Origin of the sequence: Streptomyces rubradiris (assembly GCF_016860525.1) — a bacterium.
Classification (GTDB): Bacteria; Actinomycetota; Actinomycetes; order Streptomycetales; family Streptomycetaceae; genus Streptomyces; species Streptomyces rubradiris.
In genome coordinates this window covers 1,035,315-1,052,810 of record NZ_BNEA01000015.1, presented here as the reverse complement: position 1 = coordinate 1,052,810, position 17,496 = coordinate 1,035,315, and the positions used below count along the sequence as shown (strand labels likewise).

At 66.3% G+C, this 17,496-nt stretch carries 8 protein-coding genes and 1 pseudogene; 2 read left to right on the top strand and 7 right to left on the bottom strand.

All coding sequences use genetic code 11. The annotated features are described in order from the left end of the window. Positions 1–23: 23 nt before the first annotated feature. From Srubr_RS17895 to Srubr_RS17865, 7 genes and pseudogenes are all read right to left on the bottom strand, one after another. Entirely contained in the window at positions 24–6,326 is a 6,303-nt protein-coding gene (locus tag Srubr_RS17895; protein WP_189989653.1) for a protein kinase domain-containing protein, read from the bottom strand. 2,342 nt (positions 6,327–8,668) lie between these two features. Next, positions 8,669–9,476: pseudogene (locus Srubr_RS17890) on the bottom strand (IS5 family transposase). 272 nt (positions 9,477–9,748) lie between these two features. After that, positions 9,749–10,969 carry an IS701 family transposase gene (locus Srubr_RS17885; RefSeq protein WP_373313334.1) on the bottom strand — a complete coding sequence of 407 codons (1,221 nt, stop codon included), beginning with the start codon at positions 10,967–10,969 and terminating at the stop codon, positions 9,749–9,751. 62 nt (positions 10,970–11,031) lie between these two features. Next, positions 11,032–11,277: a hypothetical protein gene (locus tag Srubr_RS17880; protein WP_189989652.1), complete on the bottom strand. Its 246-nt coding sequence runs from the start codon at positions 11,275–11,277 to the stop codon at positions 11,032–11,034. 397 nt (positions 11,278–11,674) lie between these two features. After that, on the bottom strand, positions 11,675–12,424 hold the full coding sequence (locus Srubr_RS17875; protein WP_189989850.1) for a hypothetical protein: 750 nt from the start codon (positions 12,422–12,424) through the stop codon (positions 11,675–11,677). Positions 12,425–12,500: 76 nt separating this feature from the next. Then, complete coding sequence (locus Srubr_RS17870) at positions 12,501–14,714, bottom strand: glycoside hydrolase domain-containing protein (RefSeq protein ID WP_189989651.1); 2,214 nt, start codon at positions 14,712–14,714, stop codon at positions 12,501–12,503. Positions 14,715–14,856: 142 nt separating this feature from the next. Continuing rightward, entirely contained in the window at positions 14,857–15,399 is a 543-nt protein-coding gene (locus Srubr_RS17865) for a hypothetical protein (RefSeq protein WP_189989650.1), read from the bottom strand. A 473-nt stretch (positions 15,400–15,872) separates the two neighbouring features. Between Srubr_RS17865 and Srubr_RS17860 the strand changes: the two genes are divergently transcribed. Together Srubr_RS17860 and Srubr_RS17855 are read left to right on the top strand one after the other, a co-directional pair. Continuing rightward, entirely contained in the window at positions 15,873–16,070 is a 198-nt protein-coding gene (locus tag Srubr_RS17860; protein WP_189989649.1) for a hypothetical protein, read from the top strand. A 529-nt stretch (positions 16,071–16,599) separates the two neighbouring features. After that, the gene (locus Srubr_RS17855) at positions 16,600–17,298 is read left to right on the top strand and encodes an alpha/beta fold hydrolase (RefSeq protein WP_189989648.1); all 699 of its coding nucleotides are present in this window, start codon (positions 16,600–16,602) and stop codon (positions 17,296–17,298) included. Positions 17,299–17,496: the final 198 nt, after the last annotated feature.

Genomic DNA, 17,496 nt, shown 5'->3' with positions numbered 1-17,496 from the left:
CGTCAAATCCTCTTGGTGATCCGTCAGTGGCCTGCGGCCGGGGAGCCGAAATAGCGGGTGTGGGTGGCGGCGATGGCGGCCCAGTCGGCGCCGTGCGGGAAGCGGACGACGTCCCAGGTGGCGTCGAACAGCCGCTCCTCCGCGTCGGCGTCCCGCAGGGCGCTCTGCTCCGTGCCGGGTCCGTCGACGAACACGGCGACATTGGCGCCCGGCAGCCGGTACACGAAGTCCGGTGCCGCGTTCGCCTCCGTCAGGAGGACGTCCTTCTCGTCCGGGAGGCGCAGCCCGCACGCCTTGACCCAGCCCAGGAAGTCGCCCTTCGCGGCCAGCTCGGCGGCGGACTCCTCCAGCGGGGTGGGGCCAGGCGCCGGGTCCGACTCGGCGAGCAGGCGCCGGAACTGTTCGGAGCGGGACTCGCCGCGTGACTCGCGGCTCGCCGACGCCGACGCAAACCGCACCAGCAGCCCGGCCACCGTGTGCCGGTTGATCTGGGCGTGGTCGAGCTGATTGCCGTAGGTGAGCAGGCAGTCGTAGCAGCCGAGCGCGCAGGCGCGTCCCGGGCGGTGCTCCTCGCCGCCCTCGTCCTTGCCGTCCCGCGAGAAGTGGCAGATCTCCAGGGCGCGGCGGGCCGCCTTGGCGAGGGCGTCGTCCTCCGCCTGGAGGCGGCGCAGTACGCCCGCGCCGCCCTCCGCTGCCTCCATGAACAGGATGCGGCGCCTCGGCCCCTCGTCCGGCGGCAGCAGCTCGCTGGACAGCTCGGCGTCCTCCAGCTCGAACTCGGCCTCGATGCCCCGCTCCAGCGCGTACATCAGGGTGAGCGCGATCGGCTCGGGCAGCGCCTCGTCGAGAGTGACGACCAGGATGTTGCGGCGGTCCTCGACGAACGGGATGACGCGCTTCTTGCGGCGCCGCTCGTTGCCGTCCGAGTCGACCAGCGGGAGCTCGCTGGAGTCGCCGGAGGCCTCGGCCGCGTCCCTGTCGTTCATCCAGCGGCCGTCAGCCAGGTCCAGCCAGTAGCCCGGCGGCTCATCCGTACGGGCGCGGACCCGGCCGGTGTTGGTGATGCGGACGGTCGCGGAGTCGCCGTACGCGATCTCGGCGAGCTGCCCGCCCGCGGAATCGGTGATCTTCGCGTTGAGGCGGCCCTTGCGGGCACCGTGGTCGTGGAAGCGGTACGACGTCTCCAGCCGGAAGCCGGCCCGGCGCCGCTCCTCCTCGTCCGAGGAGATCCGCTCACGGCGGGTGGTGTAGACGGTGTGCAGGTGCAGCAGGCCGTAGGTCGCCGCGCCCAGCGTCTCGTTGCAGAAACCGCAGCGGTCCTCGCGGTCCTTGGGCTCGTGGTGATAGCCGCAGTTCTCGCAGCGGCGGGCCTCGCCCGTGGTCAGCTCGCCGGAGGAGTCCGGGGGCAGCTGGATGCGGGTCACCTGGTAGCGGGCGCCCTCGTGGTAGATGAGCGCGCCGGGACCGAACTCGCGGATGGCGAGGAAGCGGGGGCGCTGGAGGTAGTCGCCGTCGCCCCGGCGGCGGCCGATCGTCGGGATGTACGCGGCGAGCGGCAGGCGGGGGAAGCTGTAGCCGGGCAGGAAGCCCTCGGAGGCCAGGTAGCGGTACGGGTTGAAGTCGGAGAGGACCGACTTGCTGTCCACGCTCTCGTTCATCAGCAGGTTGAGCTGTGTCTCCGCCTCACGGCGGCGGGCGTTGGCGCGGTTGCGGTCGCTCTCGGTGAGGCTGTAGTCCAGGCGCCGCTTGTTCTGGACGTACTGGTCGTCGAGCGCGGCGCGGAACAGGCCGCGCCAGCGGTCGAAGGCGCGGTTGAAGCGCTCGGCGACGGTGCGGACCTTGTCGTCGATCCAGTCGTCGTGCCACCACGTCGTCTCGGCGAACTCCCTGAACAGCGGGCCGAGGACACGCAGGGCCGCGTCGACCGTGCGCCGCTGGGCACCCTCGTCGTACGCCGCGTCCCGGATGTCGGGCAGCAGGTGCAGGGCCGGATCGGGGCGGTCGCCCGTGTCCGGGTACGACACATCCAGCACCTCCGGGATGGAGCGCCCCAGGCGCAGCCCCGCCTCGGCGATCCAGATGCCCTGGAGGTGCGAGAGGACCAGATCCTCGTTGGCGAGGTCCAGGCGGGGCGGGGCGACCGCGCCCGCCACCATGCGCTCGGAGCGACGGAAGTAGTACTGGTCGTGGCTGTTGCCGGTCGCGCAGTACGTCGTCACGAGGGCGGGCTGGCCGCTGCGGCCCGCGCGACCCGAACGCTGGGCGTAGTTCGCGGGGGTGGGCGGCACATTGCGCATCATCACCGCGTTGAGCGAGGAGATGTCGACGCCCAGCTCCATGGTGGGGGAGCAGTACAGCAGCTTCAACTCCGCCTTGCGGAAGGCCTCTTCACGCGCCTCACGGTCCTCCGGAGACACCTGCGCGGTGTGTTCGCGGGCATACAGGCCGGCCAGGGCATCGGCCGTCTCCCGGTACAGCTTGAGGAAGAACGTGTTGATGCGCGGACCGTCGCCGCTCTGGTAGGTGCGGGTCAGCGGGTCGTGCGCGCCCGACTCGCCCTTGCCGGCGCGCCACACCAGCGACTGGGCGGCCACTCGATATCCGGTCGTGGTGGTCGACGCCGTCCTGCGGAAGCGGCCGGCCCGCTGCGGCGCCGCCTCCACCTCCTTCACCAGGCCCGCCTTGGTTAGCACCTTCAGCAGCTCCGTGATGATCAGCTGGAGGTCGTCCTGGTCGAGGTCACGGAAGGTGCGGTCGGCCCGTCGCAGGTACTTGCCATATTTGCCGCGTGCCGACAGGAACAGGCTGGAGCGGTCCATGCCCGGCCGGGAGGGATGCGGGTAGGCGGTGCCGACGCGGGGCTTGTCGGCGGAGGACAGGATCCACGGGTCCACGAGCCGTTCCTCGCTGGCCCGCTGAAGGGAGTCGAAGGTGTCGTCGCGGAAGTACGACACGTCGATGGCGAGCGAGCGTCGCATCTCGTCCAGCAGCGCCTTCATCACCTCCGCCCGCAGCGCCGGGTCGGCGTCCCGCAGCGCCTGGTGGGTGCCTTCCCAGCGGTCCTGCTTGGCGGCGACCCAGTCCAGGTCCTCGTAGTCGATCTCCAGCAGTCCGGTCTGCTCCAGGTTGGGCATGGTGATGCGCCAGCCGCGTTCCAGGTCGAGGTAGAGCCGGAAGGCGACCACATCCCGCAGCGTTCGGGCGGCGTTGCGCGCCAGCGACGGGGGCAGGTCGGCCTCGCCGGTGTAGTCGACGGGGGAGACGGCGAGCGCGTTGGTCACGGCGGAGGCGAGCTCCTCGTGGTGCAGGCCGTCCTCGCCGGCGTCCAGGGCCGCCCGGTACAGCGCTCCGCGCAGCTGGGTGATCTGCACGAAGTCGTTGAAGTGACCCGCCTGGAGGGACGCGTCCTGCCGGTTGTCGACGAAGGTGAGGAGCTTGCGCGCCTCCTTGTCCAGGGCCTCCTCCGGCACCGACTTCAGGGAGCGCACGATCGACGCCGAGACCAGTGAGGTCGCGGAGGAACGGCCCTCCTGGTCCAGCGTGGCCAGCTTGGCGAAGTCGCGGCCGCGTGTCTGCTCGTAGGCCACACCGCAGTGCAGGCAGAACAGGAAGGGGGAGGGGATGAACGCGGCCTTCAGCTCGCCCCGGCCCTCGTGGCCGAACGGGTCGACGGTGACGGCCTTCGGAACGCGGTCGCGGTACGCGCGCTTGACGACCTCCTGGCCCTTGTCGTCCAACTCCAGCCAGGACTCGGGCAGTCGGCGGTCGTCGACCGCGTACTGCACATTGGACGGCCACTCGCGCTCGTGGTCCACGTACAGATAGCCGTCTCCTTGTCGGCCACCGGTCGCCGAGGTGTCACGGCGGGCTTCGTAGCGCACCTCGCCGTCCTTCTCCGTGCGCCAAACCGTCAGGTACTCCTGCCCGCACTCCCGGCAGAAGGCGAGCGGCATCAGCAACTTGCCGCCGCTGCCCGGCTGTTCGAGCTGGTAGGAACGGGTGAGGTGGCGGGAGGACTTGTGCTCCAGGGTGACGTAGACGGTGTCGCCCTTGGAGAGAAACTGGTGCAGGCGGAACGCGAACATGGGACGTTCGTTGCGGGGGTTGAGTGCCTGCGAGCCGGCCTCAAGGGTGTCACGGATCGCCTGCGCGCACAGTTCCTCGTCGACGCCGGAGCTCTCGTGCAACTCGTCCGCGGCGACCTCGATCTGTGTCGGCGGCCGGCGTACGAGACTGCCGGTGGTCTCGTCCTCGACCAGTCCGAACCGGTCCTCGATCCAGCGGGCCAGCGGGTCGCGCACCAGGTCGTCGTAGGCGCGCGGAGCGGGTGAGGTGAGGCGTTCGGCCGGCACGGTGTCGGGCGCCTCGTCGGTCGCGCGGACCAGGGTCTCACCGATGACGTGCTCGGGCTGGACCGTCGTCCCGAACAGCTTGCTCGCCACATCGGCGACCACGCGTCGCTGGTCCTCCAGCGTGCCCTCGGTCGACATCGTGGCCGACGTGCCGATGCACTGAAGGTTCTCCGTCCGGCAGGCCTCCCGGACACGGCGGATCAGCAGGGCCACGTCGGCGCCCTGGCGGCCGCGGTAGGTGTGCAGTTCGTCGAAGACGAGGAACTCCAGGCCCTGGGCCATCCTGATCAGGCTCGCCCGGTCGGCCGGGCGGGTCAGCATCAGCTCAAGCATGACGTAGTTGGTGAGCAGGATGTCCGGCGGGTTGTCGCGGATCTCCTTGCGCTTGGCGTCGTCCTCCTGACCCGTGTAGCGGGCGAAGGTGACCGGCTCACGGCCGGTGCCGTAGCCGTCGCGCAGGTACTTCTCCAGCTCGCGCAGCTGACTGTTGGCGAGCGCGTTCATCGGATACACGATGATCGCCCGCACCCGCTTCGCCGCGTTCGGGCCCTCGGCGTCGCGCTGGCGCAGCACCTTGTCGACGATCGGGACGATGTAGGAGAGCGACTTGCCGGATCCTGTGCCGGTCGTCAGGACGTACGACGCTCCGGAGGCGGCGGCGTCGATGGCGTCACGCTGGTGCTGGTGGAGGAGCAGGGGCCGGCCGTCGCAGACGGTGCCGCCCTCCGTCTTCTTCGCCTGGAAGATGCGGGCGCATTCCGGGTGCAGCACCTTCTGCTGAGCGAGTTCCACTACCGTGCCGCCGCCCTGGAAGAACGGGTTTAGCGACAGCCAGGGGTTGGGCCACTGAGACTTGTCGTCGAGATCCTTTTCGACGTACGCCTTGACGCGCTCGTCGCGGATGACGGTGCCGCCCTCGGTGAAGGAGCGGTAGTCGCGGATGAGTGCCTGGTGGACGCCGAAGACGTCCATGGCGTTGCCGGAGGACGTCACCAGAGCGGGCGGTTGCTCCTGGGGAGCGGTCGGCGCCGGGGGCTCCTCCCGCAGGGGGAGTGTGGGGTCCAGGTGGCTCCAGGTGGGAACCAGGGAGCCGTCCCCAGACGGTAGGGCAAGCGGAAGGAGCGCATCCCGTACGGCCACAGCGTCGGCCGGGCGGTCGGCAGGCTTCTTGGCGAGCAGCCGGTCCACGAGACGGGCCAGCTCAGGGGGAATCTCCGCGCGGATCGCGCGGACCGGGCTCGGTTCCTGGTGGACATGGCGCTCCGCCAGCTCGTACGCCGATTCGCTGGTGAACGGAGGGACGCCGACCAGCATCTCGTAGAGGATGCAGCCCAGCGCGTACAGGTCGGCGGCCTGAGTCACCTGCTTGGCCTGGCACTGCTCCGGAGCCATGTACCGGGCGGTGCCCACGCTGACGCCCGTACTGGTCAGGCGGGTCTGGTCCGAGTCGTCGACGATGCTGCCCATGCCGAAGTCGAGCACCTTAACGGTGCCGCCCCTCGTGATCATGACGTTGGAGGGCTTCAGGTCCCGGTGAACCACGCCCTGGGCGTGCGCGGCGGCGAGGCCAGCGGCGACCTGCGCTCCGACGGCGGCGACCCAGGAGACGGGGAGCTGCGGCTCCTCATCGATGAGATCGCGCAGCGAGCTGCCGTCCAGGTACTCCATCGCCAGGTACGGCAGACCGTCGCAGTCCGCAGCGATGCCGCCCTCGATGAGCCGGGTGAGGTTGGGATGGTGATCCAGGTGCCGCATGATGCCCACTTCGCGGGCGAAGCGCTCCACAGCTTTGGTGTCGCCGCTGGTGTCGATCCGGATTCCGGTGCGGCGGCGAAGGATCGTCTTCACGGCGACCTTGCGCTCGGGCGAACCCTCAGGAGCGTGCAGGTCCTCGGCCTGATGGACTTCCCCCATGTTGCCCCTGCCGATGACGCGCACGATGCGGAATCTGCCGTCGACGAGCTCGTGGCTCACTGCCGCTCCTCTGCCCTCTACCCTCTGCTCGCGTTCTCGCGGTGGCCGACCGGCTAACCGGCGGGAACGCCCCCCTCATCTGCTGCCGCACGGCCCATCGTGTCAGAACAGACAGTGAGGCAGCCGTCACTGTACACAATCTGAAGGGTCCTGGGTAGATGAATCTCCGTTAGCGTTGTCAACGGACATCTTTTCTTCTTGGCGTGAAGTGAGTGGAGTGGGCGGCGTGACGATCAGACCGTCGGCTGGGCGGGGCGTCTGGTGGTTCGGGCCGGTCGTGCAGGCCCGGCTGCGGGTGAGCTGTCCCGGCTCGGTCTGCCCGTTCAGGGCGCACGCGTGCATATAGACGCGGACACTCCGGATGTGGAAAAGGTTGCATCGTCCCGTGGAGAAAATGTGTCACCGTGTATCGGTCGGGTGCGGGCACTTCTTGCGCGTCATGAGCACGTCGATGGATCAGGGGTGTCTCGCGCTCTCGACGGGGTAATCCGACTGGCTGGGCTGACGGCTCGCGAGGCGGGTGAGCGGCGGCGGGCAGGGTGAGGGGTGCCGCTGACTCGGGAACAGAGGCGGAGGGCCGGGGAGTGGCGGGACCGGAGGGGCCTGATGTCGCCGAGCCGCAGATACCGGAAGACGCCGGGGAGCTCGCCGTCGCCGTGGACACGGCTCCTGTCGTTCTCGATGAGGACTGGTTCTCGCGGCGCCCCGGCCGAGCACCGACTGCTCAAGGCGGAGGCTGCTCTGGGGGCTTCGTCGGAGCGCGACAGGCGCGTTGCGCTGGAACTCCGCTTCGTTCAGGGCGGCTTCGGGTCGGTGACTCAAGTGGTGCGCGATACTAAGTCAGCGGACAAAACGTTCTCGACGGCTGGTTGAAACACAGGACGGGACCGCTGTCTCGCCGGGCCGTCAGCCGACTGGACCAACTTCTGCCGGACCGGTGGCACACCGCCTGGAGCGATGAACTTCAGTATGTGCTCGCCGTCCTGTGACATTTGATCGAGCTGCAGTCGGCTCAGAATGAGCTACTCGATGGTGTTCTCATGCCATCGCTGCTCAGCGTCTCCCAGCTGCAGCGTCGGAACGTCCTGCCCGTCCCGGACACGGACACCGCAGACGTTCCGCTTCCGTACTCGTACAGGCCGACCCTATCCCTGGGACTGAGGGGATTGAGGCACGCGAGCCCCACGCCGTCAGGCCACTCACCGCGGAGACGGACTCTCCGGCCACCGCTCCGATGACGCGGGCACGGAGGACCGGAAATCCAGCGCTGCGCAGGCATCGCGCAGGAAGCGACAAGAGCCGTAGGGCTGTCGCCTGACGCGGTGTCATGATTCAGATCGCCGGGGCGCCGACCGCAGGAGGGACTGTCCTGTCGCCGTGCGTCTTGCACCGAGGCGGGTGGCAGCAGCGTACCGGGAAGGCGCGCGCCTTCCCGGAAACCTGCGGTGAGGCGAGCTAAGGGAAGGTGTGCTCACGCAGGGTGCGCTCGGTGCGACCGACCAGTTTGCGGGGTGCACCGGCAGCTCCACGACCCCTTGGTCGAGCCGTGTAACTCTTCCGGCGACTCCAGCAGACGCCGTCGGCACTTCTCCTGGTAGAGCGCGAGGTCCTCGGCCTCCTCACCAGAAATGTTCATCGGCGTCCGGCAGGAGCTCACCGGTGTCCTTTGGTAGTCGTCAGCCAGAGAAGGCGTGCGGCTCATGATGAGCGCGCCGATGTCTGGAGTGAGCGAGGCGGAGTCTGTCGGGAACTGGTTGTGGCAGCTCAGTCGAGTGGACAGGACAGGCTGTCGGCCATGACGCTCGTTTGACGCTCTCGCCATCATCTCGAGGCACGGTAAGTCAGGAAAGTGAGCTCTGACTTGGGACTTTTCCCGACTCGCGCAGGCCGACATCTTTCCTATGACGCATCATGTGGAGTGTGTGGTGATTCTGGATCCCGTCGAAAAGGGCCGCTGACCTGCGGTTTCGGTGGGTGCGCATGATGTGCGCTATGGGCGTTACGGGTGATACCTTGACGCTCATTTGGCGCTCGTTCTGATGGGTCATCAGGTGCTTCGCGATGCTGTTCAGGCGGTCTCCTGGTTCCGTAGGTGCGGCGGGTTGCTGCAGCTCCAAGAGGTAGTCGAAGCCCGGCTTCACCTCCTCGGGCGTCGATGGAAGTCGGAGCGCCGGGCGCAGCCCCACGCTCTTCCGGGCTGTCGGCCGCGCTCTGGCCGACGTGCTGGCCCTCCGATGGGTGCGCATCCGTGGGAGGGACGGACGCAACAAGCAGTGTGCTTCGCCGGCGCGTGGGGAGTAGATCAGGCTGCTTCGAACCTCGCATCGGGTGAAGACGCCATTTCACTTGGGCTGTCGGCGGTGGCATATGAGTGTCGCGGCGATGGAGGTGAAAGCGAGGAAGTGTTCCGGCTTGTGCTCGTAGCGGCGGTGGAGGCGTCGGCAGCCGGACAGCCAGGACATGGTTCGCTCCACGACCCAGCGGTGTCGTCCCAGGCGTTGTGAGGACTCGACGCCCTTGCGGGCGAGGCGGTGTCGGATGCCGCGGGAAGCCAGTCATCGCCGCAGGTGCTGGTAGCCGTAGCCCTTGTCTCCGTGCAGCTTGCCGGGGCGCCGGCGGCGAGGACCACGGCGGGAGCGTATGGACGGGATGCCGCGGACGAGCGGGATGAGGGCCTGGCTGTCGTGGAGGTTGGCGGCGGAGATGCCGATCGACAGGGGCAGGCCGGTACGGTCGACGGTAAGGTGGATTTTCGATCCCTTTTTGCCGCGGTCGGTCGGATTCGGTCCCGTCAGGTGCCCCCTTTGAGGGTCCGGACGCTGACGGAGTCGATCGCGCATCGCGACCAGTCCGGCTCGCCCCGGGCGCCGAGTTCGTCCAAGAGCAGGCGGTGGAGCTTGGCCCACACCCGGGCCTCAGTCCACTCGGTGAACCTGCGGAAGGTGGTCACCCCGGACAGACCGAAGCCCGGCGGTAGTTGGTTCTGGGTGCAGCCCGTGGGGGCCGCGAAGGTGATCGCGGCCAGTGCCTCGCGGTCCCCTCGCCGACGACGCCCTCCCCCTGCGGACGGACCGGTGTCGGCGGCACCACCCGCTGGAACAGCTTCCACAGGTCTTTCGGCGCCATCCGCTCGACAAGCGCAGCAGTCATCAGCTCAGACTGCCGCAAGATCACGCCAACTGAAAAGGTGGCTTAAATGGCCAGGAGTTAAATCGTTAGCTCTGGCCGCTGATGGCTGGGGGCAGCGAGTGGCGAGTAGGAGACAGTGGCAGCCCGCCCTGCGCGAATAGACAAATGCTTAGCGTGCATAGTCAATGAGGTGTAGAGACTTACCTGGGATCCTTGCATCACGCAGAAATCGCGAATCCTGCCCGTCTCGGCAATGCAGACAGGCCGATCCATTGAGTGCTGCGTCAAAAAATTCAGGGGGTACTGTGGTGTCTGCTCGTAAGGTCTGGATGGCCATCATTGGGGTCGGCGCATGCATCGCTCTGGCGTCTGCCCCAGCGTCCGCAGCTCAGTACGAGATCAATTATGCCGTGGATGGTTATCACGGCATCGACTGGTGCGATTGTGATGTGCCGGTACCAGCCCACGTATCGACGGACCTCGTACTCGTCCAGGCCGCACTCGTTCTTCGCTGCCTGGAAGCACTCCTCGATCGCCCAGCGGCTGCCGGCGATGCGGGCCAGGTCGCAGAGCTCGATGCCGGTGGGTGCGTAGGCCAGGTAGTAGGCGACCTTGCCGGGGTCTGACAGGCTGCGCCGGGCCATCACCCAGCGGTGATGGGTCGGCGGGTCGGGATCGAAGATGAAGTTGGCAGGAAGTTTGGCCGCAGCCCAGTCGTAGACTCGCGGGCCCTTCGCCCCGTCGCCGCAAGACAGCCGCTGCCAGGCATCAGCAGGAGCATCCTCGATGAGTTGGTCGATGCGCCAGATCCCGGCCAGGGACTTGATCTGCTGGGACTTGGGCACTGCCACCACGTAGCCGACGCCGAGCTGCTCGAGCAGGCGGCGAAAGCGCCAGTCCTGTCCATAAGCCTCGTCCGCAGTGACCCAGGCGGCGGGCAGGCCGGCGGCCAGGCAACGGCGGACGATGTCCCGGGCCAGCTCGCCCTTCGTCGCGAACGTCCGCTCGTCAGGGATCTTGGTGGCCCGGCACTGCTCACGGTCGGAGGTCCAGGACTTGGGCAGGTAGAGCTCCCGGTCGATCAACGCCCGGCCCGAGCCGGTGGCGTAGGCGGCGAACACCCCGATCTGGCAGTTGTCGATCTTTCCGGAGGTGCCGGTGTACTGCCGGCCGACCCCGGCCGAGGTGGTGCCCTTCTTGACGAACCCGGTGCCGTCGATGATCAGCACCCCGTCCCGCCCCAGTCGTTCCGCCACGTACTCGCGGACATCATGACGCAGAGCATCCGCGTCCCAGACGCTGCTGTTCAGCAACCGCTGGAAGCCGTCCGGAGTGCGGTGCCCAGCCCATTCCGCGAGCTGCCAGCCGTTCTTGCGGGTCGCCCGTCCCAGCAGACCACGGACGTAGTCCCGCATCCGCCACCGCAGATCCGCCCGGCCGAACCTCCCCGCAACCCGCGCGAACACCGAATCCAACTCGGCAGCCCAGGAAGCGACTTCAGCCATCCCCTCCATACCGGGACAACGACAACTGCCGGCTCAGGACACGGACCGCTGCTGGAGTAGTAAGTCGCCAGTCAGAACCAGTCCGTGCAATAGTGCAGGCGGTCATCGCCTTCAAACGTGGCTACTTCGACGCCGACGTTGTAGATGCCGTCCACTGCGTCCTGTACCGTGGTTTCCCATACCTTAGCCGTGCCGTAACCGTCATAGTTGGCTCGCCATGGCCAGTACCGGATCGACAGGTCTGTATATCTGCTAGTCAGCAGGCGCACCCGGACGTGGTGGCCGTCTGAGGCAATGTCCTTGACTCCCAATGTCACGCTTCTCTCCTCAGCGTAACCCCCGGGGAGTCGGTACTTCCCGATGACCGTCGCGCTTCCGCTGGCACCCGTAGTGTCGCAGGAACGGTAGTCCTGGTATCCCGCAGCATGCGCGTTGGTAGGCAGTGTTGTCACGAGAGCAGTCACCGCAACAGCTACCAGCCTTCGTAACCGATACTTCATTTACGTCCTCCTTGACGCGGTCCAGTATCCATGTGCGGTATGAGGTATCTGGACGCTACTGGATCACAGCGCACATCCCTTGACAGCATGATCTACTGCAGGGTGGTGCGGTCGTTGGCGGCGTTATAGGTGGTCAACCTGGCCGCGGCGCCCTCCTCGTTCCCAACCACTCCACCGGTACAGAAGCGCGGGCCCACAGGCAACGTGCGTGATCTCAAAGGGCGGATCGCTGAAGCCGCTCCATGGTTTCGGCGGCCCTACGCCGCTCGGGAGAAGAGACGTCGATGGAGGATCCGGCACCCTCGCCGGGGGTATTGGATAATGCGCGGATCCGCTCGGCGGTCTCGATGAGCCGCACGTTGCCGGGCCGGACATCGATGAAGAACAACGCTTCGTCTGGCCGTGGTTCGTCACCGCCCCAGCGAACCAGGCCTTCGAGTTCGGCAAGGATGTCGCGAATTACCGCGAGTTGAAAAGGGAAAAAGCCGCCTCGGCTTCCGAGCGGGTAGAAGCCGGGACGGACCTGCACAGCGGTCCCCGACGCCTGGTTCGACTCCGCCAAACCCTTGCGGACTTCGCTCGGGGCGCGCCAGCCCACGACGTCACCCTTTCTCAACTCGTCAATCTCGTAATGGAAACGCCTCAGGACATGCACCAGGAGTGTTTCCACCGGGCCCATACGGACCTGGATACCGTCGAGGGGAGTACCCGGTACGGGCCGCGTGTAGACGTGGCCGTGGTCGTCAGCGACCCGCTCCATTTCCCAGCCGTTGCGGGAGGTCTGCCCAGTGAGAACTCGCTCGTTCCGCTCAACCAATCGCTGGATGGACGCACGGAGCTGCTTCGGATCAGGAGCCTTGGGGATGGCGTGGGCAGCGGAGGAAAGGAGGCCTGAGGCGGGCAGGGTGGTCACCGCGGTGGCCACCACTGCGGCATTCAAGAGGTCTCGCCTGGACAAGCTCATGAAGCATGCTTCCCGTTCGACGGAGAACACGAGTGATTGTTCGATAGAACCAAAAGTACCCGGAGGCAGTGTTTCCTCAGACACTGCGGGAGATCGCGTTGTACTTCTCCATGAGCTGGTACACCCCCATTCGCTTTCTGGCGTCCTCTACGGCCTGATCACCGGAGCCCTGGTAACGACGGAGGAGCTCGTAGACCTCACTCTCTGCGTAATCCAGCCGCATCGACCGAAGCACCTCCTCCTGTTTAGCGTCACCGGGCTTGCCGTCCGCGCCCCACAGGTGGACCATGCATACGGTCCGCAGTGCGAACTCTTCGCTGTCGTGAACTTGCTTCCATACCGCGTACAGGTCGTCATCACTGCCCGGGTCGCGGATCTGCCCCGAAACGTACCCCTTGCTGATGCAGTGGTTCCAGGCAAGGACAGCGCTCTTACCCCCACATTGACCGATGCCGGTGGAATGATCGTTGAACTCTCCGGTGGTGTTGTAGGTGGTGATGACGGATAGATCGGCGAGCTCGTCCATGGGGTCGATGTGCCGCATCTCCCAGTACGCGGATGTCTGGATGAGCGCCTTGCGCATGCCGTACCGGACGGACAGTTCGGTGATCAAATCGTCATGTGCCGCGACAGTGCTGTCATAACACTTCCAGTGCTGGTACGACCTTGTGCCTCCGTCCAGGGGGAATCCGATGGATTCCATGTAGGCGCCGATGTCTGTTGACATGGCTCCGGTAACGGAGGGTTCGAGTACGCTATCTGGCTGGGTGGGGTTGCGTGGGGGGTCGAAGGAGCCCTGGCCCGTGTCGCGTCCAGAGGCGACATTGATGTCGATGTTGATCGAACCGTCCCCTGCCCCCAGGGTCCGAGTCACGATCTGGTCGTAGGCCCAGTCCGCCGGCAGCGGGTAACCGAAGTTCCCGGAGAATCCGGAGGACATGTCGGAGACGAAGGAGGCCCCGGAGTGCCCGGCCTCGCCGACGCGGATACAGACGTTCCGTGGCCCGTACACCCCGGCGGTGTAATAACCGCCGTCCGCAGCGAGTGCGTCCGAGATTCCCTTGAAGTGCGGCAGGACGTTGTCCGTGATCTCGTAGTCGTACGCATCGAAGTCCACGGCGAAAAAAATCCGGGTACCACGCCTGAAGCCGTGATCGCGGGCTGCGTTTGCGGCGGCCTGGCCCGCCGCCCGGCCTTGGGCATAGCTGAAACCGACGGCGGAGCGTCCGTAGGTCTGGTAGATAGGGAAGCAGCGCAGGCCGTGCGCGGCGATCGTTCCCAATTCCCCTGGCTGTACTGCCTTTTCCGGCAGATCCGTGGGGTCGGGGTTGGTGAGGTAGCGGCCGACATACTTGATGCCCTGCGCCACCAGTGTCTGCGCACGCGCGGCAGTGATGGTCTTGACCCCGTCGCACGCCTCTCCGCTGCGGTCCTGGTCGCCGTAAGACACCAGGAGGGAGGCCCATGTGGAGAAGTCTCCCTGCCCGGTGATAGGAAGCTTCACGAAGGACTGGAAGTCACGAACGGCATCGGCCAGTGAGGAGGTGAAGCTGCTGGTGAAGGAAACCGGCCGCTGGTTCAAGATCATGCCGGCCGAGAACAACTGCACCCATGTTCCGGTCGATCCGGTGGAGAGAGAGTGCTCGCGCAGCCCGGCCTTCGTGCCCGGGCCGAACACGCCATTGGCGACTCCGTCCGCCATTCCCAGCATGTACTGCACCGCCAGCAGCAGAGACTTGGCTACGTTGCGCGAGTGATGGCCGTCACAGGGGATGATGAAGAAGTCCTGACGCCCGACGAACCGGCCGTTGAGCCATTGCTGGACACTGCGGATACTGTCCGAGCCACCGTTGACCGTGACATAAGCATCCATGTTCAAAAGGCCTTTGAAGACCTTCGGTGTCAGATCACCACCAGGATCAGTGCCGGCGACGCCCATATCCGACTTCATCTCGGCCACGGAATCCTGGACGCGGGAGTTATAGCTGCCGTCCAGGCCACTTCCGTCATACCCTTTGCAGTAGAGCCCGGACTGGATTATTCGACAGAAGTCGTCGGACGGCACGGTCGAAGCATTGAGTCTCGGATATTGCGACTGCAGCAGGCTCACCGTAGTGGGGCCGAAGTTGTCGGATAACGACGTAATGCCGAGCTCGTACTGAAGGGCGCGGGTGAGCGCGAACATGGTGCTCCAGCCCGTCTGGCCGTCCTCCTCTACGAACATCCCTATTCGACTGCCGTACGTTTGGTTGACGAACCTTTGCGCGAGACGCACCATCTCGTCGGCCATGTGACCACCTGAGCATTATTTGCGGAAAAGGCACGGAGCGCCCGATCTGATCTGCCGATTGAAGACCGCAGTGGGTCGAAGCTCGACCAGTACGCCCTCAGGAAGGCACGGCTACTGACCTGGCGCCGGACACACACATACCCTAGTTACATGTACCCACGGAAAGTCTGCGATTGATGAGAGCGGCAGCATCACTGTCACTCGCGGAGTTTTTCATGATTGCGGTGACCTTGGAACATTGCTGATATTTCCAGTAGGTTTTCGAATATACCGGGCCAGCGTATTGGGAAAAGTTGCCCGCGTCTGTAACGCATTCCGGGGATTCGATTGTGCTCTCGCAGATGCTGAGCTTCATGTACTTCGAAACACCGAGATTGTTGTCGAACACTGCACACCCACGCCCTGCTGAATAATCGGACCAGTTCATGTAAGTGAACAGCGTGCCCCAGCGGCGCTCGTCGGGTAGGCGTTCCGCATAGATCAGCGTGTAGCCGTCGCCGCATAGCGTTGCCGCGGCTTGTACCGCCTCCCGGTCCTGCGCGGCTATCGCACGCGTGCCGGCATCGGCGAACGACGCCACCGGCGCCTCGGTCTGTTCGGCGGCATAAACCGACGGAACGGCTAGAATCAGCGCAGCAGTGGTAAGCCCGGCTGCACCCGACGCACACCTCACAGCAAAAGACATTGTGCGAATCCCCCCTGGTGGCCGGCCTGCAGGTCTAGTCAGGGACGCGGGTAATCGCGGATCCGCATGACATACGCCTGCTTCACCACTCTGGGCTCCTGACACCCGTCAGGATGGCGAAGCAGCACTGGGAAGTCCAGGGGGCATATTGATTTCTTGCACGCTGCTGCAAGGCCCGTGAAGGGTTCCGGAGGCCTCTACACTCTCCCTGACAGGAGCGTCCCCGCTTTTGCCGGGTGCAGGCGTTCGCACAGGAGAAAACGGTACATATGTCGAGCTACCGCACCGCGCTACTTATGGCTGACTCTCACCTGCGTAGAAATGGGAAGATTCATTCCGAATCCAGATTGGTGCATCCAGGTTGGCTGAAATGAGATGCGCAGCATCGGGAACCGGGACAATGCCTATCGAGCGATGCCACCACAGGTGTCGTACGAGACGCCCGCGTCTCGACGTGGCTGAAGGATCACCGCATGGCCCTGGACGTCCTCATGGTCGCCGAGCGCGTCGGTGTCAGCGCGTCCTCGCTCGTACGGCGCTTCCCGCACTGCTTCCAGCAGGCGAGGGAAGCCGCCGACGACCTCATCGAAGCCGCCTTCGCCGTCAGCACAGAGGGTGAGCCCAGGCATGTTGCCCTGAAATCTGTAGCGAGGCGGCGATCTGCGGTTTGACCACGGCCATCACTGCCTCCAAGTAACTGGCTGCGGTTGGGGAACCCTGTGCTCCCCGACCGCGTAGACGGATGGCCGTCGTGGCCTGAGACAGTAGAGCCGCTTCGAAGCTGTCTTGACCGTCCCGTTCTTCGGTGCGACGGCGAGCGTTGCCCACTGCCTGTGGAGCTCGCCGGCTCCTGTCGGGGGCTGCACGCAGGCCCGAACGTCGGGCAGCCACGGATGAGGAGCGCGGGGGGTGTGGACCTTCGCGATGGCTCCATCGCGCTGGCCGAGCACATTGCGATGCACCGGGCGTCAGACACAGGAGCCACTTTGAAGAGGCAGGACGGACGCGCCCCTTGGGGACCGATTGGGGGCCAGGGCGCATCCGCCCGACAGCCGCCTGCCCGGCCGGCGCGCCGAAACTCTCCCGCCCCGGAATTCGACGACCTCGCGGCGTCGCCGCACGGGGTGAAGACCAAGCCAAGGGCATGTACCGGAAGTATGTCCGGGGTGGTCGCCGTGGCCGCTTCGCTACGGTGCGGCCATGGCAAATTTTGTGCTGATCGCGGGTGCGAGACTCGGATCGTGGGCGTGGGACGACGTGGTGCCGCATCTGCGTGTGGCCGGCCATGGCGTCCACCCGCTGACGCTGTCCGGTCTCGCGGAGAAGCGAGGCGTGCCGGCTGGGCAGCAGACCCACGTCCAGGACATCCTCGATGAGGTCGAGAGCCGAAACCTGCGTGATGTTGTTCTGGTGGGTCACAGCTACTCGGGCGTCCCGAGCGGTCAGGCCGCCGGGCGGATCGGCGACCGGCTGGCGCACGCGGTCTTCCTCGACTCCAGCGTTCCGGCCGATGGTGAACCGTTCGTTGCCGCCTGGCCGGACGGCGGGGCGATGGTGAGGGCGTCGATAGCCGACAACGGAGGATTCTGGCCGGTCGCGCCCGCGGCCCACTTCGAGGGCCACGGTCTCACCGACGAGCAGATCGCACGGATCGTGGGCGGTTCGACGCCGCACCCAGGGGCCACTCTGATCGAACCCGCCGTGCTGGAAAGGCCGCTCGACGACCTCCCCGCGACGTACATCAAGTGCACGCTCGGTGACCCCGAGCCGAGCGACGACGTAGCCAGGCTGCTGGCCGGCGGGCACTGGCGGTTGATCGAGATGGACACCGGCCACTGGCCGATGTTCTCCCAGCCACGCGAACTGGCGCAGGTCCTCCTGGACATTGCCGGGGCGTGACCGCGGGTCCATGCTCGGGGCTCCTTGCCGACGCGGTAGCGACCGCGCCGCTGCTCCGGCGGCGTGCGACGGGCGGACACCGGCGCGGGCGTGGCACAAGGTTCTGCACTCTCTTACATCCGGCGGCACCGGTGGCAGGGGCCGCCTGGTGGGGGGCGGTCGGCCCCGGCGCCGCAGTCCCGGTGCCGGTGGGTCCTG